This is a genomic window from Klebsiella sp. JB_Kp031 (assembly GCF_040064295.1).
Taxonomy (GTDB): domain Bacteria; phylum Pseudomonadota; class Gammaproteobacteria; order Enterobacterales; family Enterobacteriaceae; genus Klebsiella; species Klebsiella quasipneumoniae.
Genome location: NZ_JBEAJW010000037.1, coordinates 1 through 25,787, shown reverse-complemented (window position 1 = coordinate 25,787; position 25,787 = coordinate 1). Strand labels below are relative to the sequence as shown.

The window sequence follows — 25,787 nt, the reverse complement described above, 5'->3', positions numbered from 1 at the left end:
AAGTGCAGCGAGCGCGTTGTTATCTGTTAGGAGAAACGGCCGTCGTGCTGGAGCTGGAGCCGCCGGTCACCCTTGAGAGCCAGCAGCGGATCTGGGGCTTAGCCCAGCGTCTGGCGAACCATGAGGAAGTGATTGACGCCATTCCCGGCATGAACAATATCACTGTGGTGCTCCGCCGCCCGCAGGAGGTGGCGTGGGAGGCGATAGACCGTCTGCAGCGCTGGTGGGAGGAGAGCCTCGCGATCGAGCCGGAGTCGCGCTCGCTGACCATTCCGGTCGTCTACGGCGGCGAGGCCGGACCGGATCTCGGGGTGGTGGCGCAGCACAGCGGCCTCAGTGAAAAGCAGGTCGTGGAGCTGCACGCCTCGGTGGAGTATCTGGTCTGGTTTATTGGTTTTCAGCCGGGATTTCCCTACCTGGGCGGGTTGCCAGCTGCGCTGGCGACGCCGCGTCGCGCCGAACCGCGCGTGCACGTCCCGGCCGGGTCGGTGGGTATCGGCGGCGCGCAAACCGGGATCTATCCGCTGGCGACGCCCGGCGGCTGGCAGCTGCTGGGGCGGACCTCGCTAACGCTGTTCGACCCGTCGCGGAAGGAGCCTGCGCTGCTGCGCGTGGGCGATAAAATTCGCTTTGTGCCGCAAAAGGAGGGGGTATGTTGACTCTGATCCGCGCCGGCCTGTACACCTCGGTACAGGACGGTGGACGAGAAGGCCTGCGCCAGTCTGGCATCAGCCGCTGCGGCGCTCTGGATTATCCCTCGCTGGTGATTGCCAATCTGCTGGTTGGCAACGAGGCGAATGCCGCCGGGCTGGAGATTACCCTCGGCCAGGTGGAGATCGAATTTGCCCGCAGCGGCTGGTTTGCGCTGACCGGCGCCGCCTGCGAAGCGACGCTGGACGGTAAAGCGGTCTGGGTGGGCTGGCGCACCGCCTACCGGCCCGGGCAGCGCCTGGTGCTGAAAACGCCGCAGCATGGCATTCGCAGCTATCTGGCGGTGGCGGGCGGGATTGCGGTTCCCGAGGTCCTTGGCTCGCGCTGCACGGATCTCAAGGCGGGGATTGGCGGTCTGGAAGGACGCCGCCTGCAGGACGGCGACAAGCTGAAGCTTGGGAAAGCCGCCCGCCGCTTCACCACCCCGCGCGGCGTCAAGCAGCTGCCGCTGGGCAACCGCATTCGTGCGCTGCCCGGGCCGGAGTACCACGAATTTGACGCGGCCTCGCAGGCGTCATTCTGGCGCGCCCCCTGGAAGCTCAGTCCGCAGAGTAACCGCATGGGGTACCGCCTGCAGGGGCAGCCGCTGAAACGCACCACCGATCGCGAAATGCTGTCGCACGGCCTGCTGCCGGGCGTGGTGCAGGTGCCGCACAACGGCCAGCCCATTGTGCTGATGAACGACGCGCAAACCACCGGCGGCTATCCGCGGATCGCCTGCATCATCGATGCCGATATGTACCAGCTGGCGCAGATCCCACTGGGGCAGCCGATCCATTTCGTGGCCTGCTCGCTGGAGGAGGCGCTGAAGGCGCGGGCCGATCGTCAGCGTTATCTTGAACAACTGGCGTGGAGACTCCACGATGATGATTGATCTCAATGCCGATCTCGGGGAAGGCGGGGCGAACGATAGCGCGCTGCTCCAGCTGGTGTCGTCGGCGAATATCGCCTGTGGTTTTCACGCCGGCGACGCCGGGCTGATGGTGCATAGCGTGCGCGAGGCGCTGAAGTACGGCGTCGCGGTGGGCGCCCATCCGGGATATCCCGACCGGGAAAATTTTGGCCGCACGGCGATGGATCTGCCGCCGGAAACGGTCTATGCCCAGACGCTGTATCAGATTGGCGCTCTGGCGGCGATCGTTCAGGCTCAGGGCGGCGAGTTGCAGCACGTAAAGCCGCACGGCATGCTCTACAACCAGGCGGCCAAATCGCCGCCGCTGGCCGACGCGATCGCCCGCGCGGTCCGCGATGTTAACCCGCAGCTGGTGCTGGTGGGTCTGGCGGGCAGCGAACTGATCCGCGCCGGGCAACGCTATGGCTTGACGACGCGTCAGGAGGTGTTTGCCGATCGCGGTTATCTGGCCGACGGCAGCCTGGTGCCGCGCACCCAGCCCGGCGCGCTGATTGACAGCGAAGAGCAGGCCCTGGCGCAAACCCTCGAAATGGTGCAACACCACCGGGTGCGTAGCGTCAGCGGCGAATGGGCGAACGTGGTGGCGCAGACGGTATGTCTGCATGGCGATGGTCCGCATGCCCTCGAATTTGCCCGCCGTTTGCGGGCGGCGTTCGCCGGGCGCCATATTATGGTCAGCGCTCAGCCAGAGGCTGAGATATGACAATCTGAAGGACCGCGAAGGAGAAGACGATGGCGGGCGTATTACTCACCGGTTTTGAACCCTTTGACGGCGAGACGGTGAACCCTTCCTGGGAAGTGGTGCAGCAGCTTGACGGCACAATGATTGCTGGTCAGCCGGTGATCGCCAGGCAGCTTCCCTGCGTGTTTGGCGAGGCGCTGTCGGCGCTGGACGCGGCGATTGAAGACCTGCAGCCGAAGCTGGTTATCGCGGTGGGACAGGCCGGCGGCCGGGTCGATATCAGCGTCGAACGTGTGGCGATTAACGTCGATGATGCGCGTATCCCTGATAACAAAGGCCAGCAACCCATCGACACGCCGATCGTCGACGGCGGGCCGGCCGCGTGGTTCAGCACCTTGCCGATCAAAGCGATCGTCAGCGCGCTGCGCGATCGCGGGATCCCGGCCTCGGTGTCGCAAACTGCCGGCACCTTCGTCTGCAATCACGTCATGTACGGTCTGCTGCACAAGCTGCAGGGACAGAATGAGGTGAGGGGCGGGTTTATCCATATTCCATGGCTACCGGCGCAGGCGGCGGCCCATCCCGGCGAGCCGAGTATGGCGACCGCCACCGTGCGGGAAGCGCTGGAGACGGCCATAGCCGTAGCCCTGCACCAGCCGGTGGATAGTAAACTGGGCGGCGGCGCCACCCACTAACAAAAGGATGAAAGTATGCCGGAAGGTCCGGAGATCCGCCGCGCGGCGGATACACTGGAGGCAGCAATCAAAGACGAACCCTTAACCGACGTCTGGTTCGCTTTTCCCCGGTTGCAACCCTATCAAACCGAACTGATTGGTCAGCGGGTTACCCATATCGACACCCGGGGCAAAGCCCTGCTGACCCGCTTCTCCGGCGGCCTGACCCTGTACAGCCATAATCAGCTGTACGGCGTCTGGCGCGTGGTTGAGGCCGGCGAACAGCCTGCCTCTAACCGGGTGCTGCGCGTCAGGCTACAGACGGCCAGCAAGGCGATTTTGCTCTACAGCGCGTCGGACATTGAGATGCTCACGGCGGAGCAGGAGGCCAACCATCCGTTCTTGCTGCGCGTCGGTCCGGACGTGCTGGATATGACGTTAACCGCGGAGCAGGTGAAAGCGCGACTGCTGTCGGCCAAATTCCGCAATCGTCAGTTTTCCGGCCTGCTGCTGGATCAGGCTTTTCTTGCCGGTCTGGGTAACTATCTGCGGGTGGAAATCCTCTGGCAGGTGGGGCTGACCGGGGGGCATAAGGCCTCGGAGCTTAATGAAATACAGCTGGATGCGCTGGCGCACGCGCTACTCGATATCCCGCGGCTTTCTTATCGCACTCGCGGCCAGCCCGATAACAACAAGCACCACGGCGCGCTGTTCCGCTTTAAGGTCTTCCATCGCGATGGGGAAAAGTGCGAGCGCTGCGGGGGCGTGATTGAGAAGACCATGCTCTCATCGCGGCCGTTTTACTGGTGCCCGCACTGCCAGCATTAAGCCGGCAGCCAGGCAGTGTCAGCGCCAGGCTTCATCGTCAGGCATAAAAAACGCGCCAGCAGGCGCGTTTTTATCATCCGGACAGCGAGATTAACGCTTGATGTCGGACTGGAAGTCGCGTTTGGCGTAGCCGGTGTACAGCTGACGCGGACGGGCGATCTTCATGCCGTCGCTGTGCATTTCGTTCCAGTGCGCAATCCAGCCCACGGTACGCGCCATGGCGAAGATAACGGTAAACATGGAGGACGGAATACCCATCGCTTTCAGGATGATACCGGAGTAGAAGTCGACGTTCGGGTAGAGCTTCTTCTCGATGAAGTACGGGTCGTTCAGCGCGATATGCTCCAGCTCCATGGCCACCTGCAGCAGGTCGTCTTTGGTGCCCAGCTCTTTCAGCACTTCATGGCAGGTTTCACGCATCACGGTGGCGCGCGGGTCGTAGTTTTTGTAAACGCGATGGCCGAAGCCCATCAGGCGGAAAGAGTCATTCTTGTCTTTCGCACGACGAACAAATTCCGGAATGTGTTCAACGGAGCTGATCTCTTCCAGCATTTTCAGCGCCGCTTCGTTGGCGCCGCCGTGCGCCGGTCCCCACAGAGAGGCGATGCCGGCTGCGATACAGGCGAACGGGTTAGCGCCGGAAGAGCCCGCGGTACGTACCGTCGAGGTCGAGGCGTTCTGCTCGTGATCGGCGTGCAGGATCAGAATACGGTCCATGGCGCGCTCGAGCACCGGATTGACTTCGTACTCTTCGCACGGCGTGGCGAACATCATGCGCAGGAAGTTGCCGGCGTAGGAGAGGTCGTTGCGCGGATAAACAAACGGCTGGCCGATAGAATACTTGTAACACATAGCTGCCATGGTCGGCATTTTGGACAGCAGGCGATAGGCGGCGATTTCACGGTGACGCGGGTTATTCACGTCGAGGGAGTCGTGATAGAACGCCGCCAGGGCGCCGGTGATCCCGCACATAACGGCCATCGGGTGAGAATCGCGACGGAACGCATGGAACAGACGGGTGATCTGCTCATGGATCATGGTGTGACGGGTCACGGTGGTTTTGAATTCGTCATATTCGGCCTGGGTTGGTTTTTCACCGTTCAGCAGAATGTAACAAACTTCAAGATAGTTTGATTCGGTCGCTAACTGGTCGATCGGGAAGCCGCGGTGCAGCAGGATCCCCTCGTCACCATCGATAAACGTAATTTTAGATTCACAGGAAGCGGTAGATGTGAAACCTGGGTCAAAGGTAAATACGCCTTTTGAACCAAGACTACGAATATCAATAACATCCTGACCGAGCGTGCCTTTTAGCACATCCAGTTCAATAGCAGTGTCACCACCCAGGGTGATTTTTGCTTTAGCATCAGACATTTATGGTCTCCTTAGCGCCTTTATTGCTTAAGACTGCCGGGTGGTGGATTTGCTTTCGGCCCGCGCCCGTATACGTTACCAGTTTGTTATGTTGCACACAGCTCTGCGTCAGCGAAAAGGGCAGGGTACAGAGCAACGGCGCTTGATGGCACGTTCTTCAGGGCTGCGGTGAAACAACAGCAAATCAGCGTTTTAGCAGTCCGAATATTAAAACCTGTATACCACTAATAACTGTCCTGATTACATCGGTCAATACTGACACACTGTTACATAACTTATTCTCAGGTGAAAGAGTGACCCCATAACTTTTGAGCATTATTGCATTTAACTGGTAATGGTTGTAACAAGAATGTTTAATATTTGTCAAATCAGGTGATTAAAAATTAAAAAAATGTTGTTATCGTGACCTTGATCACTGTTCCGGAGAAAACCCAACAAACTATATGTAGGTTAATTGTAATGATTTTGTGAACGGCCTATACTGCGGCCAGGTCTCCGGAACACCCTGCAATCCCGAGCCACCCAGCGTTGTTTAGTGATGTTTTAATGCCTGAAAAGACGTTTTAACATGACTTCTGGTTATAGAAAGGACGCTGTCTGACCCGCAAGCAGACCGGAGGAAGGAAACAATAAGAACAGCATGTGGGCGTTATTCATGGTAAGAAATGTGAAAAAACAAAGACCTGTCAATCTGGATCTACAAACGATACGGTTCCCAATCACGGCGATAGCGTCCATTCTCCATCGCGTTTCCGGTGTCATCACCTTCGTGGCGGTCGGAATTCTGCTTTGGCTGCTGGGCACCAGCCTCTCCTCCCCTGAAGGTTTTCTGACGGCGGCCTCGATCATGGATAGCTTCTTTGTGAAGTTCATCATGTGGGGCATTCTCACCGCGCTGGCCTATCACGTCGTTGTCGGTATCCGCCATCTGATGATGGACTTTGGTTACCTGGACGAAACCCTCGAAGCAGGGAAACGTTCCGCCAAGATTTCTTTTGTTATTACTGTCGTGCTTTCACTTCTCGCAGGAGTCCTCGTATGGTAAGCAACGCCTCAGCACTGGGACGCAACGGCGTACATGACTTTATTCTGGTCCGTGCTACCGCCATCGTTCTGACCCTCTACATCATCTACATGGTTGGCTTCTTCGCTACCACCGGTGAGATCTCATGGGAAGTGTGGACCGGATTCTTTGCCTCCGGCTTCACTAAAGTCTTCACTCTGCTGGCTCTCGTTTCCATTCTTATCCATGCCTGGATCGGGATGTGGCAGGTGTTAACGGACTACGTTAAACCACTGGCTCTGCGCCTGGTTCTGCAGCTGGCTATCGTTGTGGCGCTGGTGGCTTACGTTCTTTATGGATTTGTTGTGGTGTGGGGTGTGTAATGAAATTGCCAGTCAGAGAGTTTGATGCTGTTGTCATCGGTGCCGGCGGCGCAGGTATGCGCGCGGCGCTGCAAATTTCCCAGAGCGGACAGACCTGTGCGCTGCTCTCTAAAGTCTTCCCGACCCGTTCCCATACCGTGTCAGCGCAGGGGGGTATCACCGTCGCGCTCGGTAACTCCCATGAAGATAACTGGGAATGGCATATGTACGACACCGTAAAAGGGTCGGACTATATCGGTGACCAGGACGCCATCGAATATATGTGTAAGACCGGCCCGGAAGCGATTCTCGAGCTGGAGCACATGGGCCTGCCGTTCTCCCGTCTTGACGACGGCCGTATTTATCAGCGCCCGTTCGGCGGCCAGTCGAAGAACTTCGGCGGCGAGCAGGCGGCGCGCACCGCGGCGGCGGCTGACCGTACCGGCCACGCCCTGCTGCACACCCTGTACCAGCAGAACCTCAAAAACCACACCACTATTTTCTCCGAATGGTATGCCCTCGATCTGGTGAAAAACCAGGACGGCGCGGTGGTGGGTTGTACTGCCCTGTGCATCGAGACCGGCGAAGTGGTCTACTTTAAAGCCCGCGCCACCGTGCTGGCGACCGGCGGCGCAGGCCGTATCTATCAGTCCACCACCAACGCCCACATCAACACCGGTGACGGCGTCGGGATGGCCATTCGTGCCGGCGTGCCGGTGCAGGATATGGAAATGTGGCAGTTCCACCCGACCGGCATCGCCGGGGCAGGGGTTCTGGTCACCGAAGGTTGCCGCGGCGAAGGCGGTTATCTGCTCAATAAACACGGCGAACGCTTTATGGAGCGTTATGCCCCGAACGCCAAAGACCTGGCGGGTCGTGACGTGGTGGCGCGTTCCATCATGATCGAAATCCGCGAAGGTCGCGGCTGCGATGGCCCGTGGGGCCCGCACGCGAAATTGAAGCTGGACCACCTGGGTAAAGAGGTTCTGGAATCTCGTCTGCCGGGTATCCTCGAGCTGTCCCGTACCTTTGCTCACGTCGATCCGGTGAAAGAGCCGATCCCGGTTATCCCAACCTGCCACTACATGATGGGCGGTATTCCGACCAAAGTGACCGGCCAGGCGCTGACCGTCAATGAGAAGGGCGAAGACGTGGTGATCCCGGGCCTGTTCGCGGTAGGCGAAATCGCCTGCGTATCGGTCCACGGCGCTAACCGTCTTGGCGGCAACTCGCTGCTCGACCTGGTGGTCTTCGGCCGCGCGGCGGGCCTGCATCTGCAGGAATCCATCGCCGAGCAGGGCACGCTGCGCGATGCCAGCGAATCCGATATCGAAGGCTCGCTGGACCGCCTCAACCGCTGGAACAACACCCGTTCCGGTGAAGATCCGGTGGCGATCCGCAAAGCGCTGCAGGAATGTATGCAGCATAACTTCTCGGTGTTCCGCGAAGGCGATGCGATGCACAAAGGTCTGGAACAGCTGAAAGTGATCCGCGAGCGCCTGAAAAACGCCCGTCTCGACGATACCTCCAGCGAGTTCAACACCCAGCGCGTTGAGTGCCTGGAGCTGGATAACCTGATGGAAACCGCGTACGCGACCGCCGTATCCGCTAACTTCCGTACCGAGAGCCGTGGCGCCCACAGCCGCTTCGACTTCCCGGATCGTGATGATGAAAACTGGCTGTGCCATTCCCTGTATCTGCCAGAGTCGGAATCCATGACGCGTCGTAGCGTCAACATGGAACCGAAACTGCGTCCGGCATTCCCGCCGAAGATTCGTACTTACTAATGCGGAGACAGGAAAATGAAACTCGAGTTTTCAATTTATCGCTATAACCCGGATGTTGATGACGCTCCGCACATGCAGGATTACACCCTCGAAGCGGAAGAAGGTCGTGACATGATGCTGCTGGATGCGCTGATCCAGCTGAAAGAAAAAGATCCGTCGCTGTCGTTCCGCCGCTCCTGCCGTGAAGGGGTTTGTGGTTCCGATGGCCTGAATATGAACGGGAAAAACGGTCTGGCGTGCATCACGCCGATCTCCGCGCTGAATCAGCCGGGCAAGAAGATTGTTATCCGTCCGCTGCCAGGATTACCGGTTATCCGTGATTTGGTGGTGGACATGGGGCAATTCTATGCACAATATGAGAAGATTAAGCCTTACTTGTTGAATAATGGGCAAAATCCTCCGGCTCGCGAGCATCTGCAGATGCCTGAGCAGCGTGAGAAACTCGATGGTCTGTACGAGTGTATTCTCTGCGCATGTTGTTCGACTTCGTGCCCGTCGTTCTGGTGGAACCCGGATAAGTTCATTGGCCCGGCTGGCCTGTTGGCCGCGTATCGCTTCCTGATCGACAGTCGCGATACCGAAACCAGCGAGCGTCTGGACGGCCTGAGCGATGCTTTCAGCGTATTCCGCTGTCACAGCATTATGAACTGCGTCAGTGTGTGTCCGAAGGGGCTGAACCCGACGCGCGCCATCGGCCATATTAAGTCGATGCTGCTGCAGCGCAGCGCGTAAGAAACCCGGTGTGTCCCGGATGGCGCTACCGCTTATCCGGGCTACCAAAAGCAGTAACCCCGGTAGCGTTTGTGCTACCGGGAAATGAATACCCTAAATAATTCGAGTTACAGGACAACGTACATGTAACTTGAAGTATGAAGGGATAGCAGGAAATCTTTAAAAACCGCCACAAGATGTACCAGTAATCAAGGCGTTCAGTGCGAGGTAAGGCGGCAACTGAACGCATCCCCGGGAGCATAGCGAACTATGTGACCGGGGTAAGTGAAGGCAGCTAACGCAACCGCAGCCTGAACGCCGAAGATTAATGGCAGTTTTTAAAGGTTCCTTAGCGGATAGAAACCACAACTCGTCCGCAACAAGTGAACCCCGGCACGTGCACTCGGTGTGCGTGGTAGTTTCTACGGCGAAATAAGCATATGAATGCTTAAGGGATCACGATGCAGAACGGCGCAATGAAAGCCTGGCTGGACTCTTCTTACCTCTCTGGTTCGAACCAGAGCTGGATAGAACAGCTCTATGAAGACTTCTTAACCGATCCTGACTCTGTTGACGCCAACTGGCGTTCAATGTTCCAGCAGTTACCTGGCACCGGAGTTAAACCGGATCAATTTCATTCCAAAACGCGTGATTATTTCCGTCGACTGGCGAAGGATGCCTCACGTTACACTTCTTCGATTTCCGACCCAGACACCAATGTGAAGCAGGTTAAAGTCCTGCAGCTCATCAACGCATACCGTTTCCGTGGCCACCAGCATGCGAATCTCGATCCGCTGGGGCTGTGGAAGCAAGAGAGAGTGGCGGATCTCGATCCGGCCTACCACGATCTGACCGAGGCCGATTTCCAGGAAAGCTATAACGTAGGTTCATTTGCCATCGGTAAAGACACGATGAAGCTGGGCGAGTTGATTGCCGCCCTCAAGCAAACCTACTGCGGCTCCATCGGCGCGGAATACATGCATATCACCTCTACCGAAGAAAAACGCTGGATCCAGCAGCGCATTGAATCGGTAGCCGGCAAAGCGAGCTTTACCGCGGAAGAGAAAAAACGCTTCCTCAGCGAACTGACCGCCGCGGAAGGCCTGGAGCGCTACCTCGGCGCCAAATTCCCGGGGGCGAAGCGCTTCTCGCTGGAGGGTGGCGATGCCCTGATCCCGATGCTCAAAGAGATGATCCGCCATGCGGGCAAGAGCGGCACCCGCGAAGTGGTGCTGGGCATGGCGCACCGCGGTCGTCTCAACGTGCTGGTCAACGTGCTGGGTAAAAAACCGCAGGATCTGTTCGACGAGTTCGCCGGCAAACATAAAGAACATCTCGGTACCGGCGATGTGAAGTACCACATGGGCTTCTCATCCGATATGGAAACCGAAGGCGGTCTGGTGCACCTGGCGCTGGCGTTTAACCCGTCGCACCTCGAGATCGTCAGCCCGGTGGTTATCGGTTCCGTACGCGCCCGTCTGGATCGTCTGGACGAGCCGAGCAGCAACAAGGTTCTGCCGATCACTATCCACGGCGACGCCGCCGTCACCGGTCAGGGCGTGGTTCAGGAAACCCTGAACATGTCGAAAGCCCGCGGTTACGAAGTGGGCGGTACCGTGCGCATCGTTATCAACAACCAGGTGGGCTTCACGACCTCTAACCCGCTGGATGCGCGTTCGACCCCGTATTGCACCGACATCGGTAAAATGGTGCAGGCGCCGATTTTCCACGTCAATGCCGACGATCCGGAAGCGGTCGCGTTCGTCACTCGTCTGGCGCTGGATTTCCGCAATACCTTCAAACGCGATGTTTTCATCGATCTGGTGTGCTACCGCCGTCACGGCCATAACGAAGCCGATGAGCCGAGCGCAACTCAGCCGCTGATGTATCAGAAGATCAAAAAGCACCCGACCCCGCGCAAAATCTATGCTGACAAGCTGGAGCAGGAGAAGGTGGCGACTCTGGAAGACGCGACCGAGCAGGTTAACCTCTACCGCGATGCGCTGGATGCCGGCGAATGCGTGGTGCAGGAATGGCGTCCGATGAACATGCACTCCTTTACCTGGTCGCCGTACCTCAATCATGAGTGGGACGAGAGCTATCCGGATAAAGTGGAGCCGAAGCGTCTGCAGGAGCTGGCGAAACGCATCAGCACGGTGCCGGAAGGTATCGAAATGCAGTCCCGCGTAGCGAAAATTTACGCCGACCGCCAGGCGATGGCGGCAGGTGAGAAGCTGTTCGACTGGGGCGGCGCCGAAAACCTGGCCTACGCCACGCTGGTTGACGAAGGTATTCCGGTGCGTCTGTCCGGGGAAGACTCCGGTCGCGGCACCTTCTTCCATCGTCATGCGGTGATCCATAACCAGACCAATGGTTCAACTTACACCCCGCTGCAGCATGTCCATAACGGTCAGGGCCAGTTCCGCGTTTGGGACTCGGTGCTGTCTGAAGAAGCCGTACTGGCGTTTGAATATGGTTACGCCACCGCTGAGCCGCGCACCCTGACCATCTGGGAAGCGCAGTTTGGCGACTTCGCCAACGGCGCTCAGGTGGTGATCGACCAGTTCATCTCCTCCGGTGAGCAGAAGTGGGGCCGGATGTGCGGCCTGGTGATGCTCCTGCCGCACGGCTATGAAGGCCAGGGTCCGGAGCACTCCTCCGCGCGTCTGGAGCGTTATCTGCAGCTGTGCGCTGAGCAGAACATGCAGGTCTGCGTACCGTCCACACCGGCGCAGGTGTACCACATGCTGCGTCGTCAGGCGCTGCGCGGTATGCGTCGTCCGCTGGTGGTGATGTCGCCGAAGTCGCTGCTGCGTCATCCGCTGGCAGTCTCCAGCATGGATGAGCTGGCGAACGGCACTTTCCTGCCGGCCATCGGTGAAATCGATCAACTTGATCCGCAGGCTGTGAAGCGCGTTGTGCTGTGCTCTGGTAAGGTTTACTACGACCTGCTGGAACAGCGCCGCAAAAACGAGCAAAAAGATGTCGCTATCGTTCGTATCGAGCAGCTCTATCCGTTCCCGCATCAGGCGGTGCAGGAAGCGCTGAAAGCGTATGCGCACGTGCATGATTTTGTCTGGTGCCAGGAAGAGCCGCTCAACCAGGGCGCATGGTACTGCAGCCAGCATCACTTCCGTGAAGTGATTCCGTTTGGGGCCTCTCTGCGTTATGCAGGCCGCCCGGCCTCCGCCTCTCCGGCGGTAGGGTATATGTCCGTTCACCAGAAACAGCAACAAGATCTGGTCAATGACGCGCTGAACGTCGATTAATTAAAGGATACACAATGAGTAGCGTAGATATTCTGGTTCCCGACCTGCCTGAGTCCGTAGCTGACGCAACCGTCGCCACCTGGCACAAAAAACCGGGCGACGCGGTCGTCCGTGACGAAGTCCTGGTCGAAATCGAAACTGACAAAGTGGTACTGGAAGTACCGGCATCAGCGGACGGCATTCTGGATGCAGTGCTGGAAGACGAGGGCGCTACCGTCCTGTCTCGCCAGATCCTTGGCCGCCTGCGCGAAGGTAACAGCGCAGGTAAAGAAAGCAGCGAAAAAGCCGATGCGAAGGCGTCCACGCCGGCGCAGCGTCAGCAGGCTTCTCTGGAAGAGCAGAACAACGACGCGCTGAGCCCGGCGATCCGTCGTCTGCTGGCTGAACACAACCTCGACGCAGCGGCCATCAAAGGCACTGGCGTCGGCGGCCGTCTGACCCGCGAAGACGTTGAGAAACATCTGGCGAAAGCCCCGGCGCCGGCAGAAGCCAAAGCGCCAGCCTCCGCCGCGGCAGTCGCGCCGGCGCCGCAGCTGGGCAATCGTTCTGAAAAACGCGTCCCGATGACCCGCCTGCGTAAACGTGTGGCCGAGCGTCTGCTGGAAGCGAAAAACTCCACCGCCATGCTGACCACGTTCAACGAAGTCAACATGAAGCCAATCATGGATCTGCGTAAGCAGTACGGTGAGGCGTTCGAAAAACGTCACGGCATCCGTCTGGGCTTTATGTCCTTCTACGTGAAAGCGGTAGTGGAAGCGCTGAAACGCTATCCGGAAGTGAACGCTTCCATCGATGGCGACGACGTGGTGTACCACAACTACTTCGACGTCAGCATGGCCGTATCCACCCCGCGCGGCCTGGTCACCCCGGTTCTGCGTGACGTCGACCTGCTGGGCATGGCGGATATCGAAAAGAATATTAAAGAGCTGGCAGTGAAAGGCCGCGACGGCAAGCTGACCGTAGATGACCTGACCGGCGGTAACTTCACCATTACCAACGGCGGCGTGTTCGGCTCCCTGATGTCCACGCCGATCATCAACCCACCGCAGAGCGCCATCCTGGGTATGCATGCCATTAAAGACCGTCCGATGGCGGTGAATGGCAAGGTAGAGATCCTGCCGATGATGTACCTGGCGCTCTCCTACGACCACCGTCTGATCGACGGACGTGAGTCGGTAGGCTTCCTGGTGGCGATTAAAGAGCTGCTGGAAGATCCGACCCGTCTGCTGCTGGACGTGTAGTCAGCAAGCGTATTACCTACCGTAGGCCGGATAACACGCGTTAGCGCCGTTATCAGGCCTACAGGTTTAAAGATAATTACACCCTGAAGGATGGACTGAACACATGAACTTACATGAATATCAGGCAAAACAACTTTTTGCCCGCTATGGCTTACCGGCGCCGGTGGGTTATGCCTGTACTACTCCGCGTGAAGCAGAAGAAGCCGCTTCAAAAATCGGCGCGGGTCCGTGGGTAGTGAAATGTCAGGTTCACGCTGGTGGCCGCGGCAAAGCGGGCGGTGTGAAAGTGGTGAAGAGCAAAGAAGAGATCCGCGCATTTGCCGAGCACTGGCTGGGCAAACGTCTGGTGACCTATCAAACAGATGCGAACGGCCAGCCGGTTAACCAGATCCTGGTTGAAGCGGCGACCGATATTGACAAAGAGCTGTACCTGGGCGCGGTCGTTGACCGTAGTTCCCGTCGCGTGGTGTTCATGGCCTCTACTGAAGGCGGCGTGGAAATCGAAAAAGTGGCGGAAGAGACCCCGCACCTGATCCACAAGATCGCCATCGATCCGCTGGCTGGCCCGATGCCTTACCAGGGCCGTGAACTGGCGTTCAAACTGGGCCTGGAAGGTAAGCAGGTTCAGCAGTTCACTAAGATTTTCATGGGCCTGGCGACCATTTTCCTGGAGCGCGACCTGGCGCTGATCGAAATTAACCCGCTGGTGATCACCAAGCAGGGCGACCTGATCTGCCTGGACGGCAAACTGGGCGCTGACGGCAACGCGCTGTTCCGCCAGCCGGATCTGCGCGAAATGCGCGACCAGTCTCAGGAAGACCCGCGTGAAGCGCAGGCGGCGCAGTGGGAACTGAACTACGTCGCGCTGGACGGCAACATTGGTTGCATGGTTAACGGCGCGGGCCTGGCGATGGGTACCATGGACATCGTTAAACTGCACGGCGGCGAACCGGCTAACTTCCTCGACGTGGGCGGCGGCGCCACCAAAGAGCGCGTCACCGAAGCGTTCAAAATCATCCTCTCTGACGACAACGTGAAAGCGGTGCTGGTGAACATCTTCGGCGGTATCGTACGCTGCGACCTGATCGCTGACGGTATCATCGGTGCGGTAGCGGAAGTTGGGGTTAACGTTCCGGTGGTGGTTCGTCTGGAAGGTAACAACGCCGAACTGGGCGCGAAAAAACTGGCTGACAGCGGCCTGAATATTATTGCAGCGAAAAGTCTGACGGACGCAGCACAGCAGGTTGTTGCCGCAGTGGAGGGGAAATAATGTCAGTTTTAATTAATAAAGATACCAAGGTTATCTGCCAGGGCTTCACCGGTAGCCAGGGGACCTTCCACTCTGAACAAGCGATCGCTTACGGTACGCAAATGGTTGGCGGCGTGACGCCAGGCAAAGGCGGCACCACGCACCTGGGCCTGCCGGTGTTCAACACCGTGCGCGAAGCCGTTGAAGCGACCGGCGCTACCGCGACCGTGATCTACGTTCCGGCGCCGTTCTGCAAAGATTCCATTCTGGAAGCGATTGACGCGGGCATTAAGCTTATCATCACCATCACCGAAGGTATCCCGACCCTGGATATGCTGACTGTGAAAGTGAAACTGGACGAAGCGGGCGTGCGCATGATCGGCCCGAACTGCCCAGGCGTGATCACCCCGGGCGAATGCAAAATCGGCATCATGCCGGGTCACATTCACAAACCGGGTAAAGTGGGCATCGTTTCCCGTTCCGGTACCCTGACCTATGAAGCGGTTAAGCAAACCACCGACTACGGCTTCGGCCAGTCTACCTGCGTCGGTATCGGCGGCGACCCGATCCCGGGCTCTAACTTCATCGATATCCTGAAGCTGTTCCAGGAAGACCCGCAGACCGAAGCTATCGTCATGATCGGTGAGATCGGCGGCAGCGCGGAAGAAGAAGCGGCTGCCTACATCAAAGAGCACGTGACCAAGCCGGTTGTCGGCTACATCGCGGGCGTGACCGCGCCGAAAGGCAAGCGTATGGGCCATGCGGGCGCCATCATCGCTGGCGGTAAAGGTACTGCTGATGAGAAATTCGCAGCCCTGGAAGCAGCCGGTGTGAAAACCGTTCGCAGCCTGGCCGATATCGGCGAAGCGCTGAAAGCGATCATCAAGTAAACCCTCTCTGCTTGTCCGCAAGCAGAAATCTGTCCGATTTCGACATGGTTGGCCACCGTCAGGTGGCCTTTTTTTTGGCCGTTATCCGCTTCTCCCGAAAGCCGCTGAGCCAGCAAACCCCGCGTTTGGCGAAAACCTTATCTATCATATTGATTTTAAGAATTATTTCATAAATATTCTCGACGTGCGGTTGTCGGAAAGGAAAATATGCCCTGGCCGTACCGGCGGGAAGCAAAACAGACACTAAAAAAAGAGTGGGGGAGGGGATAAGAAAACAGGAAAAAATACTGTGAGCGGTCTAGCATTAATCGGATCGGCTCTTTTTTTTCTTTTTTTTCCTGCGGCGTTAAATAATATTACCTATGATTCTCATCTCTCCCTTTTTAGTAACCAATCAAAGTATACTTTAAACACAGTATTAACATTAAGTTTACCAATATTCTTTATTGGGCTACATAATTAACACGTAGAGTAAAAATTGATTTATATCAATACTTAATGCTTGGAAAAATCCTTCAAAAAACGTTAAATTGTCTCAAGTCAAATTGGCCTAAACTGGCCATCTTCGCTATATATTGATCACCGTCGAAAAATGTAAAACTGGAACAATAAAAACATATTTATTGTAAGGTTATTGCGGCGTAATATATTGGGGAATCAATTGGGTTTTTCGTTAACGTATTTGTAACCTTGTCCTGGCGTGGTTTCACTTTCGGTTGAAACCCGCTCCGGGCGGGCGACAAATAAAAATTTGTATTGGGGCATGCGTATGAGCCAGAGCTTCTCGGTTCATTTTCGGAGTCTTCATGCGATGAGCAAGGAGTCATGATGTTAGATATAGTCGAACTGTCGCGCTTACAGTTTGCCTTGACCGCGATGTACCACTTCCTGTTTGTGCCACTGACGCTCGGTATGGCGTTTCTGCTGGCCATCATGGAAACGGTCTACGTCCTTTCCGGCAAACAGATTTATAAAGATATGACCAAATTCTGGGGCAAGTTGTTTGGTATCAACTTCGCGCTGGGTGTGGCGACCGGTCTGACCATGGAGTTCCAGTTCGGGACTAACTGGTCGTATTACTCACACTACGTGGGGGATATCTTCGGTGCGCCGCTGGCCATTGAAGGTCTGATGGCCTTCTTCCTCGAATCCACCTTTGTAGGTCTGTTCTTCTTCGGTTGGGATCGTCTGGGTAAAGTTCAGCACATGGCCGTCACCTGGCTGGTCGCACTGGGCTCCAACCTCTCCGCGCTGTGGATCCTCGTCGCAAACGGCTGGATGCAGAACCCTATCGCATCGGACTTCAACTTTGAAACCATGCGTATGGAGATGGTTAGCTTCTCCGAACTGGTGCTCAACCCGGTTGCTCAGGTGAAATTCGTTCACACCGTGGCGTCTGGCTATGTCACCGGTGCGATGTTCATCCTGGCTATCAGCTCCTGGTACATGCTGAAAGGCCGTGACTTTGCCTTTGCTAAGCGCTCCTTCGCCATCGCAGCCAGCTTCGGTATGGCAGCGATCCTCTCCGTTATTGTGCTGGGTGACGAATCTGGTTACGAAATGGGCGACGTGCAGAAAACCAAACTGGCGGCTATCGAAGCAGAGTGGGAAACCCAGCCTGCGCCGGCGGCCTTTACCCTGTTTGGTATTCCCGATCAGAATGCGCAAACCAACCACTTCGCCATCCAGATCCCTTACGCGCTGGGCATCATTGCCACCCGCTCGGTGGATAAGCCGGTTATCGGTCTGAAGGATCTGATGGTTCAGCACGAAGAGCGTATCCGTAACGGCATGAAGGCCTATGCGCTGCTGGAGCAACTGCGCGCCGGTTCCACCGACCAGGCCGTTCGCGACCAGTTCAATAACGTGAAGAAAGATCTTGGCTATGGTCTGCTGCTGAAACGCTATACCCCGAACGTCGCTGACGCCACGGAAGAGCAGATCGCCAAAGCGACCAAAGACTCTATTCCAAGCGTCGCACCGCTGTACTTCGCCTTCCGTATCATGGTGGCGTGCGGCATCCTGATGCTGTTGATTATCGGCGCCTCCTTCTGGAGCGTGATCCGTAACCGTATCGGCGAGAAAAAATGGCTGCTGCGCGCCGCGTTCTATGGCTTGCCGCTGCCATGGATTGCCGTGGAGTCAGGCTGGTTTGTTGCCGAATACGGCCGTCAGCCGTGGGCGATTGGTGAAGTCCTGCCGACGGCGGTGGCCAACTCGTCGCTGACCGCGGGCGATCTGATCTTCTCTATGTTGCTGATCTGCGGCCTGTACACGCTGTTCCTGGTGGCTGAACTGTTCCTGATGTTCAAGTTTGCCCGCAAAGGACCTAGCAGCCTGAAAACCGGCCGCTATCACTTTGAACAGTCCTCTGCGGCTATTCAGTCGGCACGCTAAGACAGGAGTCGTCAAATGATCGATTATGAAGTATTGCGTTTTATCTGGTGGCTGCTGATTGGCATCCTGCTGATTGGCTTCGCCGTCGCCGACGGGTTCGACATGGGGGTGGGCATGCTCACCCGCTTCCTCGGCCGTAACGATACCGAGCGTCGGATTATGATCAACGCCATCGCCCCGCACTGGGACGGTAACCAGGTGTGGCTGATCACCGCCGGCGGCGCGCTGTTCGCTGCCTGGCCGATGGTCTACGCCGCGGCGTTCTCCGGTTTCTATGTGGCGATGATTCTGGTGCTGGCCTCGTTGTTCTTCCGTCCGGTCGGTTTCGACTACCGTTCCAAGATCGAGGACACCCGCTGGCGCAACATGTGGGACTGGGGCATCTTCATCGGCAGCTTCGTGCCGCCGCTGGTGATTGGCGTGGCCTTCGGCAACCTGCTGCAGGGCGTGCCGTTCCATGTCGACGAATACCTGCGTCTCTTCTATACCGGTAATTTCTTCCAGCTGCTGAACCCGTTTGGTCTGCTGGCCGGTATCGTCAGCGTGGCGATGATCCTGACCCAGGGCGCGACCTACCTGCAGATGCGTACCGTAGGCGAACTGCACCTGCGCACCCGCACCGTCTCCACGGTGGCGGCGCTGGTGACGCTGGTCTGCTTCGCGCTGGCGGGTGTGTGGGTCTACTACGGTATCGACGGCTATGTGGTGAAATCGGTGATTGACCATACCGGCCCGTCTAATCCGCTGACCAAAGAAGTGGTGCGTGAAGCTGGCGCGTGGATGGTGAACTTTAACAATATGCCAGCGCTGTGGGCGATCCCTGCCCTGGGCGTGGTGCTGCCGCTGCTGACCGTCGTTTCGACCAAAGCGGATAAAGGCGCCTGGGCATTCCTGTTCTCCTCGCTGACCCTGGCCTGCATCATTCTGACTGCCGGTATCGCGATGTTCCCGTTCATCATGCCGTCCAGCACTATGCTGAACGCCAGCCTGACGATGTGGGACGCGACCTCCAGCCAGCGGACGCTGAATCTGATGACCTACGTGGCGATTGTCTTCGTGCCGATCATTCTGGGCTACACCAGCTGGTGTTACTGGAAAATGTTTGGCCGCATCACGCGCGAAGACATCGAAAAGAACACCCACTCGCTGTACTAAGGTAAGGAGCTATATATGTGGTACTTCGCATGGATTTTGGGAACGCTTCTTGCCTGTGCCTTTGGGGTGATTACCGCGCTGGCGCTTGAGCACGTGGAAGCCACCAAAGCCGGGAAGAAAGAAGAAATCTGATGAAATTTATCGCTACTCTGTACGCGATAATGGACAAGCGCCCGCTCCGGGCGCTTTCCTTATTGATGGCGCTGCTGCTGGCAGGCTGCATCTTCTGGGATCCGTCGCGCTTTGCCGCGAAGACCAGCGAGCTGGAAATCTGGCATGGTTTCTTGCTGATGTGGGCAGTTTGCAGCGGCGTTATTCACGGCGTGGGCTTCCGCCCGCGTGCCGTTCACTGGCAGGGGATTTTTTGTCCGCTTATCGCTGATATCGTGCTCGCTTTAGGTCTCTTCTTTTTCTTCTTTTGAATAAGAGATCTCTGTTAATGCTATGGGCTTGCATAAGCCCATAAAAATTTACGCCCCGTTTACTTTCCCCCATTCCAAACCATCTTTCCCGCGCGTATAGTAGCGAAGTTTGAAAGCTCTAACCTTTTTTTGCATTACCGGGATGTAAAGTGAATACAACGCTGTTTCGATGGCCGGTTCGGGTCTACTACGAAGATACCGACGCCGGTGGTGTGGTTTACCACGCCAGTTACGTCGCTTTTTATGAAAGAGCACGCACAGAGATGCTGCGCCACCATCACTTTAGTCAACAGGTTCTGTTGGCTGAACGCGTTGCCTTCGTGGTTCGCAAAATGACGCTGGAGTATTTTGCCCCCGCCAGACTCGACGACATGCTCGAAGTCCAGACGGAAATTACCTCGATGCGCGGCACCTCTTTGGTTTTCACGCAGCGAATCGTCAACGCCGAGAATACAGTGTTAAACGAAGCTGAGGTTCTCATTGTGTGCGTTGATCCACTCTTAATGAAGCCACGTGCGCTTCCCAAGTCTATTGTCGCGGAGTTTAAGCAGTGACTGACATGAATATCCTTGATTTGTTCCTGAAGGCGAGCCTTCTGGTTAAACTTATCATGTTGATTTTGATTGGTTTTTCTATCGCTTCCTGGGCTATCATTATTCAGAGAACGCGTATCCTTAACTCGGCCGCGCGCGAAGCTGAAGCGTTCGAGGACAAATTCTGGTCCGGGATTGAACTGTCCCGTTTGTATCAGGAAAGCCAGGGGCGTCGCGATAATCTGACCGGTTCGGAGCAGATCTTCTACAGCGGCTTCAAAGAGTTTGCGCGCTTGCATCGGGCCAACAGTCATGCGCCGGAGGCGATCGTCGAAGGGGCATCGCGCGCGATGCGTATATCGATGAACCGCGAGCTGGAAACGCTGGAGACCCATATTCCGTTCCTCGGCACCGTAGGCTCCATCAGCCCGTATATCGGTCTGTTCGGTACCGTTTGGGGGATCATGCACGCCTTTATCGCTCTTGGCGCGGTGAAGCAGGCCACCCTGCAGATGGTGGCGCCGGGTATCGCCGAAGCGCTGATCGCCACTGCGATCGGTCTGTTCGCTGCTATCCCGGCGGTCATGGCGTATAACCGCCTGAACCAGCGCGTGAACAAGCTTGAACTGAATTACGACAACTTTATGGAAGAGTTCACCGCCATTCTGCACCGTCAGGCTTTTACCACCAGCGAAAGCAATAAGGGGTAAGCCATGGCCAGAGCACGTGGACGCGGACGTCGCGAACTGAAGTCCGAGATCAACATCGTTCCGCTGCTGGATGTCCTGCTGGTGCTGTTGCTGATCTTTATGGCAACGGCGCCGATCATTACGCAGAGCGTGGAAGTCGATCTGCCGGACGCCACGGAATCGCAAGCGGTGAAAAGCAATGACGATCCGCCGGTGATTGTGGAAGTCTCCGGAGTAGGGCAGTACAGCGTGAAAGTGGGGCAGGAGACGCTGTCCCAGCTGCCGCCGGAGCAGGTGATTGCCGAAGCGAAGCGTCGTCTTGAAGCCAATGAGAAAACGGTATTCCTGATCGGCGGTGCGAAAGACGTCCCTTACGATGAAATTATTAAAGCGCTGAACCTGTTGCATAGTGCAGGGGTTAAATCGGTCGGCTTGATGACCAAACCTATTTAATCGCTTCAGGTAGGTGCGTCCGCGCGGCGTTCGGCGGCGAGTATCGCTCGCCGTCGGTGCGCATCGCGGGTACAGGCGAACAGTTTTTGGGAACCGATAGTGTCAAAGGCAACCGAACAAAACGACAAGCTTAAACGAGCGATCATCATTTCAGTCGCGCTGCACATCATACTGATCGCGCTGCTGATCTGGAGTTCGTTTGACGAGCATCTGGATGCCTCTGCCGGCGGCGGCGGGGGATCGTCGATTGATGCCGTCATGGTCGATCCGGGGGCGGTGGTAAATAACTATAACCGTCAGCAACAGCAGCAGGCCAGCGCACGTCGCGCCGCTGAACAGCGCGAAAAACAGGCGCAGCAGCAGGCGGAAGAGTTACGTGAGAAGCAGGCGGCGGAACAGGAACGGCTGAAACAGCTCGAACAGGAGCGGCTGCAGGCGCAGGAAGCGGCGAAAGAAGCGAAGGAACAACAGAAGCAGGCTGAGGAAGCCGCAGCCAAGGCTGCCGCGGCGGCGAAAGCCAAAGCGGATGCGCAGGCTAAAGAAGCGCAGGAAGCAGCGGCCAAAGCGGCCGCCGAGGCGAAAGCGAAGGCGGATGCCCAGGCGAAAGCGGCTGAACTGGCGGCAGCGAAAGCGGCTGCTGACGCGAAGAAACAGGCCGAAGCCGCCGCCGCGAAAGCAGCGGCCGATGCGAAGAAACAGGCGGAAGCCGAAGCGGCGAAAGCCGCGGCAGAGGCGCAGAAGAAAGCAGAAGCTGCAGCGGCGAAGAAAGCGCAACAGGAAGCGGAGAAGAAGGCCCAGCAGGAAGCGGCTAAACAGGCAGCGGCTGAAAAAGCGGCTGCAGAAAAAGCCGCCGAAAAAGCAGCTGAGAAAGCGGCCGCGCAAAAAGCGGCCGCGGAGAAGGCCGCCGCCGAGAAAGCCGCCGCAGCTGAAAAAGCAGCGGCAGCCAAAGCGGCAGCTGCTGAGAAGGCGGCGGCTGATAAAGCGGCCAAAGCGGCAGCAGCAAAAGCCGCGGCAGCGAAGAAAGCGGCTGCAGCGAAAGAAGCGGACGGCGTTGACGACCTGCTCGGCGATCTGAGCTCTGGTAAGAATGCGCCGAAAGGTAGCACCAGCGGTAGCACAGGTGGCTCTTCACCTGCTAAAGGAAGTAAACCGGGGCAGGGCGGTGCATCTCAGGCGGAGATTGCCAGCTATATTTCGCAGGTGCAGGCCGCGATTAAAGGACATCTCTATGACTGGGATACGTACAAGGGTAAAGTATGTACGTTGCGCGTAAACCTGGCTCAGGATGGAACGTTGTTGAGTGTGAAATCGGAAGGCGGCGATCCGGCTTTCTGCCAGCAAATGCTGGCGGCTACCAGTCGGATGAGCAAATTCCCTAAACCGCCGTCGCAGGCTGTTTATGAAACGTTCAAAAATGCGCCACTGGACTTCAAACCTTAAGCGCTTTTTCTCCCCGCGTTAGCGGGGGGAAAGAAAATAGGGCGGTCATGGGTTTTGGTAGTTTTGTGTATTTGAGTTTGTTAACATTCTGCTAAATTATCGTGGGCTTTCCGCCCGGATAAGGGAGATATGATGAAGCAGGCATTACGAGTAGCATTTGGTTTTTTAATGCTGTGGGCGGCGGTGCTGCACGCAGAAGTACGTATCGAGATCACCCAGGGGGTGGACTCGGCGCGCCCCATCGGGGTGGTACCGTTCCAGTGGGCCGGCCAGGGCGCTGCGCCGGAAGATGTTGGCGGTATCGTGGCAGCTGACCTGCGCAACAGCGGTAAATTCAACCCGCTGGATCGCTCGCGTCTGCCGCAGCAGCCGACCAGTCCCCAGGAAGTGCAGCCTGCAGCCTGGTCTGCGCTGGGTATTGACGCCGTGGTCGTCGGTCAGGTGACGTCAAACCCGGATGGTTCTTATCAGGTCGCGTATCAGCTGGTGGATACCGGCGGTGCGCCGGGCACAACGCTGGCGCAAGGCTCTTTCAAAGTCACTAAGCAGTACCTGCGCTATGCAGCGCACACTGCCAGCGATGCGGTATTTGAAAAGCTGACTGGTATTAAAGGCGCCTTCCGTACCCGTATCGCCTACGTGGTGCAGACCAACGGCGGTCAGTTCCCGTATGAGCTGCGTGTCTCCGATTATGATGGCTACAACCAGTTCGTGGTTCACCGCTCCTCCCAGCCGCTGATGTCCCCGGCCTGGTCTCCGGACGGTTCAAAACTGGCTTACGTAACCTTCGAAAGCGGTCGTTCTGCGCTGGTGGTGCAGACCCTGGCGAACGGCGCAGTGCGTCAGATTGCCTCCTTCCCGCAGCACAACGGCGCGCCGGCGTTCTCGCCGGATGGCTCTAAACTGGCTTTCGCGCTGTCGAAAACCGGTAGCCTGAACCTGTACGTGATGGATCTGGGCTCGGGTCAGATTCGTCAGGTGACCAACGGTCGCAGCAACAACACCGAACCAAGCTGGTTCCCGGACAGCCAGAACCTGGCCTTCACCTCTGACCAGGCCGGTCGTCCGCAGGTGTATAAAGTCAATATTAATGGCGGCACGCCGCAGCGTATCACATGGGAAGGTTCGCAGAACCAGGACGCTGACGTGAGCGCGGATGGTAAAACGATGGTAATGGTCAGCTCGGCCGGCGGCCAGCAGCACATTGCCAAACAAGATCTGGAAGCGGGTGGTGTACAGGTTCTGTCATCAACGTTTTTAGACGAAACGCCAAGTCTGGCACCTAACGGCACTATGGTAATCTACAGCTCTTCTCAGGGGATGGGATCCGTGCTGAATCTGGTTTCTACAGATGGGCGTTTCAAAGCGCGTCTTCCGGCAACTGATGGACAGGTAAAATCACCTGCCTGGTCGCCGTATCTGTGATAATAAATAATTGATTATTAAAGGAATCAAAGAAATGCAACTGAACAAAGTGCTGAAAGGGCTGATGATCGCTCTGCCGGTTATGGCAATCGCGGCATGTTCTTCTAACAAGAACGCCAGCAACGACCAGAGCGGTGAAGGCATGCTGGGTGCCGGCACTGGTATGGACGCTAACGGTAACGGCGGCAATATGTCTTCTGAAGAGCAAGCTCGTCTGCAGATGCAGCAGCTGCAGCAGAACAACATCGTTTACTTCGATCTGGACAAGTACGATATCCGTTCTGACTTCGCTGCCATGCTGGACGCGCACGCTAACTTCCTGCGCAGCAACCCGTCCTACAAAGTGACTGTAGAAGGTCACGCGGATGAGCGCGGTACGCCGGAATACAACATCGCGCTGGGTGAGCGTCGTGCTAACGCCGTTAAGATGTATCTGCAGGGCAAAGGTGTTTCTGCCGATCAGATCTCCATCGTTTCTTACGGTAAAGAAAAACCAGCAGTACTGGGTCATGACGAAGCGGCATATGCCAAAAACCGTCGCGCCGTACTGGTTTACTAAGAGAATTGCATGAGCAGTAACTTCAGACATCATTTATTGAGTCTGTCGTTACTGGTTGGCATAGCGGCCCCCTGGGCCGCTTTTGCTCAGGCGCCAATCAGTAGTGTCGGCTCAGGCTCGGTCGAAGACCGTGTCACTCAACTTGAGCGTATTTCCAATGCTCACAGCCAGCTTTTAACCCAACTCCAGCAACAACTCTCTGATAACCAGGCTGACATTGATTCTCTCCGTGGTCAGATCCAGGAGAACCAGTATCAGCTGAATCAGATCGTTGAGCGTCAAAAGCAGATCCTGCTGCAGATTGACGGGCTGACGAGCGGGGGTGGCGCAGCAGCGGCTGGCGCCCAGACGTCGTCTTCCGGCGATCAGAGCGCGGCTGCCACCAGTGCAGCGCCAGCGGCTTCGTCAGGCGCTCCGGCGATGACCGGCGATGCGAACACCGATTACAATGCGGCCATTGCCCTGGTGAAGGATGCTTCACGCCAGGATGACGCCATGGCGGCGTTTCAGAACTTCGTTAAAAAGTACCCGGATTCGACTTATCAGCCGAACGCCAACTATTGGCTCGGACAGTTGAACTACAATAAGGGGAAAAAAGACGATGCGGCGTTTTACTTCGCCTCGGTGGTGAAGAACTACCCGAAATCGCCAAAAGCGCCAGACGCCATGTTTAAGGTCGGCGTGATCATGCAGGACAAAGGTGATACCGCGAAAGCGAAAGCGGTTTACCAGCAGGTGATCAACAAATTCCCCGGCACCGACGGTGCGAAACAAGCGCAAAAACGTCTTAATGCTCTTGGTTGATTACGGCATGACCAGAAATCGCGTTATTTCTGGTCTTGTCGCCTGAATCACCAGCAGTTAAGTGATCTTTATCGAAATTTTAGTTGCGCTGAATTCTGAAATCAGTAATATATGCCGCCGTTGCCAAGGGATATCAAACAAGCCCAAAGCGATGCCAGAGTGGGTCGTTAGCTCAGTTGGTAGAGCAGTTGACTTTTAATCAATTGGTCGCAGGTT

Annotated in this window: 25 protein-coding genes; 24 read left to right on the top strand and 1 reads right to left on the bottom strand. The window is 56.9% G+C overall.

Annotated features, from left to right (window positions below):
• The first annotated feature begins 2 nt into the window (after nucleotides 1–2).
• The 5 genes from pxpB to nei are packed head-to-tail and all read left to right on the top strand — an operon-like array spanning nucleotide 3 to nucleotide 3,808.
• Nucleotides 3–659: a 5-oxoprolinase subunit PxpB gene (gene pxpB / locus ABLV64_RS17095; protein ID WP_017901415.1), complete on the top strand. Its 657-nt coding sequence runs from the start codon at nucleotides 3–5 to the stop codon at nucleotides 657–659.
• Nucleotides 653–1,585: a 5-oxoprolinase subunit PxpC gene (gene pxpC, locus ABLV64_RS17090; RefSeq protein WP_004885976.1), complete on the top strand. Its 933-nt coding sequence runs from the start codon at nucleotides 653–655 to the stop codon at nucleotides 1,583–1,585. The genes pxpB and pxpC overlap by 7 nt, the downstream gene beginning before the upstream one ends.
• Nucleotides 1,575–2,327 (top strand): 5-oxoprolinase subunit PxpA, encoded by a 753-nt coding sequence (gene pxpA / locus ABLV64_RS17085; RefSeq protein WP_348843420.1) that lies wholly within the window; start codon nucleotides 1,575–1,577, stop codon nucleotides 2,325–2,327. Before pxpC ends, pxpA begins: the two co-directional genes overlap by 11 nt.
• Before the next feature lie 29 nt (nucleotides 2,328–2,356).
• Nucleotides 2,357–3,001, top strand: a complete 645-nt coding sequence (gene pcp / locus ABLV64_RS17080) for a pyroglutamyl-peptidase I (RefSeq protein ID WP_004885979.1) — start codon at nucleotides 2,357–2,359, stop codon at nucleotides 2,999–3,001.
• A 15-nt stretch (nucleotides 3,002–3,016) separates the two neighbouring features.
• The gene (nei, locus tag ABLV64_RS17075; protein WP_053810633.1) at nucleotides 3,017–3,808 is read left to right on the top strand and encodes an endonuclease VIII; all 792 of its coding nucleotides are present in this window, start codon (nucleotides 3,017–3,019) and stop codon (nucleotides 3,806–3,808) included.
• Between the two features lie 90 nt (nucleotides 3,809–3,898).
• Here the strand turns inward: nei and gltA are convergent, their stop codons facing one another.
• Complete coding sequence (gene gltA / locus ABLV64_RS17070; protein ID WP_004885983.1) at nucleotides 3,899–5,182, bottom strand: citrate synthase; 1,284 nt, start codon at nucleotides 5,180–5,182, stop codon at nucleotides 3,899–3,901.
• Nucleotides 5,183–5,822: 640 nt separating this feature from the next.
• Between gltA and sdhC the strand changes: the two genes are divergently transcribed.
• The 19 genes from sdhC (at nucleotide 5,823) to cpoB (ending at nucleotide 25,571) form a co-directional block, all read left to right on the top strand.
• Complete coding sequence (gene sdhC / locus ABLV64_RS17065) at nucleotides 5,823–6,227, top strand: succinate dehydrogenase cytochrome b556 subunit (RefSeq protein ID WP_004142216.1); 405 nt, start codon at nucleotides 5,823–5,825, stop codon at nucleotides 6,225–6,227.
• Nucleotides 6,221–6,568 carry a succinate dehydrogenase membrane anchor subunit gene (sdhD, locus tag ABLV64_RS17060; RefSeq protein ID WP_002894949.1) on the top strand — a complete coding sequence of 116 codons (348 nt, stop codon included), beginning with the start codon at nucleotides 6,221–6,223 and terminating at the stop codon, nucleotides 6,566–6,568. The genes sdhC and sdhD overlap by 7 nt, the downstream gene beginning before the upstream one ends.
• On the top strand, nucleotides 6,568–8,334 hold the full coding sequence (sdhA, locus tag ABLV64_RS17055) for a succinate dehydrogenase flavoprotein subunit (protein WP_004179067.1): 1,767 nt from the start codon (nucleotides 6,568–6,570) through the stop codon (nucleotides 8,332–8,334). The genes sdhD and sdhA overlap by 1 nt, the downstream gene beginning before the upstream one ends.
• 15 nt (nucleotides 8,335–8,349) lie before the next feature.
• Nucleotides 8,350–9,066 (top strand): succinate dehydrogenase iron-sulfur subunit SdhB, encoded by a 717-nt coding sequence (sdhB, locus tag ABLV64_RS17050; RefSeq protein ID WP_002894954.1) that lies wholly within the window; start codon nucleotides 8,350–8,352, stop codon nucleotides 9,064–9,066.
• Between the two features lie 440 nt (nucleotides 9,067–9,506).
• On the top strand, nucleotides 9,507–12,314 hold the full coding sequence (gene sucA, locus ABLV64_RS17045) for a 2-oxoglutarate dehydrogenase E1 component (RefSeq protein WP_004147623.1): 2,808 nt from the start codon (nucleotides 9,507–9,509) through the stop codon (nucleotides 12,312–12,314).
• A gap of 14 nt (nucleotides 12,315–12,328) precedes the next feature.
• Nucleotides 12,329–13,555 (top strand): 2-oxoglutarate dehydrogenase complex dihydrolipoyllysine-residue succinyltransferase, encoded by a 1,227-nt coding sequence (gene odhB, locus ABLV64_RS17040; protein WP_004885986.1) that lies wholly within the window; start codon nucleotides 12,329–12,331, stop codon nucleotides 13,553–13,555.
• Between the two features lie 103 nt (nucleotides 13,556–13,658).
• Nucleotides 13,659–14,825 carry an ADP-forming succinate--CoA ligase subunit beta gene (gene sucC / locus ABLV64_RS17035; protein WP_002895039.1) on the top strand — a complete coding sequence of 389 codons (1,167 nt, stop codon included), beginning with the start codon at nucleotides 13,659–13,661 and terminating at the stop codon, nucleotides 14,823–14,825.
• A complete protein-coding gene (gene sucD, locus ABLV64_RS17030) occupies nucleotides 14,825–15,694 on the top strand; it encodes a succinate--CoA ligase subunit alpha (protein WP_004885990.1) in 870 nt (289 codons plus the stop codon). The genes sucC and sucD overlap by 1 nt, the downstream gene beginning before the upstream one ends.
• 828 nt (nucleotides 15,695–16,522) lie before the next feature.
• Nucleotides 16,523–18,091: a cytochrome ubiquinol oxidase subunit I gene (cydA, locus tag ABLV64_RS17025; protein WP_002895047.1), complete on the top strand. Its 1,569-nt coding sequence runs from the start codon at nucleotides 16,523–16,525 to the stop codon at nucleotides 18,089–18,091.
• A gap of 15 nt (nucleotides 18,092–18,106) precedes the next feature.
• Entirely contained in the window at nucleotides 18,107–19,246 is a 1,140-nt protein-coding gene (cydB, locus tag ABLV64_RS17020; RefSeq protein ID WP_004885993.1) for a cytochrome d ubiquinol oxidase subunit II, read from the top strand.
• Between the two features lie 15 nt (nucleotides 19,247–19,261).
• Nucleotides 19,262–19,378, top strand: a complete 117-nt coding sequence (gene cydX / locus ABLV64_RS17015; RefSeq protein ID WP_002895051.1) for a cytochrome bd-I oxidase subunit CydX — start codon at nucleotides 19,262–19,264, stop codon at nucleotides 19,376–19,378.
• Entirely contained in the window at nucleotides 19,378–19,668 is a 291-nt protein-coding gene (gene ybgE, locus ABLV64_RS17010; RefSeq protein WP_002895053.1) for a cyd operon protein YbgE, read from the top strand. The genes cydX and ybgE overlap by 1 nt, the downstream gene beginning before the upstream one ends.
• A gap of 149 nt (nucleotides 19,669–19,817) precedes the next feature.
• Entirely contained in the window at nucleotides 19,818–20,222 is a 405-nt protein-coding gene (ybgC, locus tag ABLV64_RS17005; RefSeq protein ID WP_002895056.1) for a tol-pal system-associated acyl-CoA thioesterase, read from the top strand.
• The gene (tolQ, locus tag ABLV64_RS17000; protein WP_004152221.1) at nucleotides 20,219–20,911 is read left to right on the top strand and encodes a Tol-Pal system protein TolQ; all 693 of its coding nucleotides are present in this window, start codon (nucleotides 20,219–20,221) and stop codon (nucleotides 20,909–20,911) included. The genes ybgC and tolQ overlap by 4 nt, the downstream gene beginning before the upstream one ends.
• Before the next feature lie 3 nt (nucleotides 20,912–20,914).
• Nucleotides 20,915–21,343 (top strand): colicin uptake protein TolR, encoded by a 429-nt coding sequence (gene tolR / locus ABLV64_RS16995; protein ID WP_002895061.1) that lies wholly within the window; start codon nucleotides 20,915–20,917, stop codon nucleotides 21,341–21,343.
• A gap of 99 nt (nucleotides 21,344–21,442) precedes the next feature.
• Nucleotides 21,443–22,783: a cell envelope integrity protein TolA gene (gene tolA, locus ABLV64_RS16990; RefSeq protein WP_004885996.1), complete on the top strand. Its 1,341-nt coding sequence runs from the start codon at nucleotides 21,443–21,445 to the stop codon at nucleotides 22,781–22,783.
• A gap of 132 nt (nucleotides 22,784–22,915) precedes the next feature.
• Entirely contained in the window at nucleotides 22,916–24,208 is a 1,293-nt protein-coding gene (gene tolB / locus ABLV64_RS16985) for a Tol-Pal system beta propeller repeat protein TolB (RefSeq protein ID WP_004885999.1), read from the top strand.
• A 34-nt stretch (nucleotides 24,209–24,242) separates the two neighbouring features.
• Nucleotides 24,243–24,767, top strand: a complete 525-nt coding sequence (gene pal, locus ABLV64_RS16980; RefSeq protein ID WP_002895068.1) for a peptidoglycan-associated lipoprotein Pal — start codon at nucleotides 24,243–24,245, stop codon at nucleotides 24,765–24,767.
• Nucleotides 24,768–24,776: 9 nt separating this feature from the next.
• Nucleotides 24,777–25,571 (top strand): cell division protein CpoB, encoded by a 795-nt coding sequence (gene cpoB / locus ABLV64_RS16975; protein ID WP_064183011.1) that lies wholly within the window; start codon nucleotides 24,777–24,779, stop codon nucleotides 25,569–25,571.
• Nucleotides 25,572–25,787: the final 216 nt, after the last annotated feature.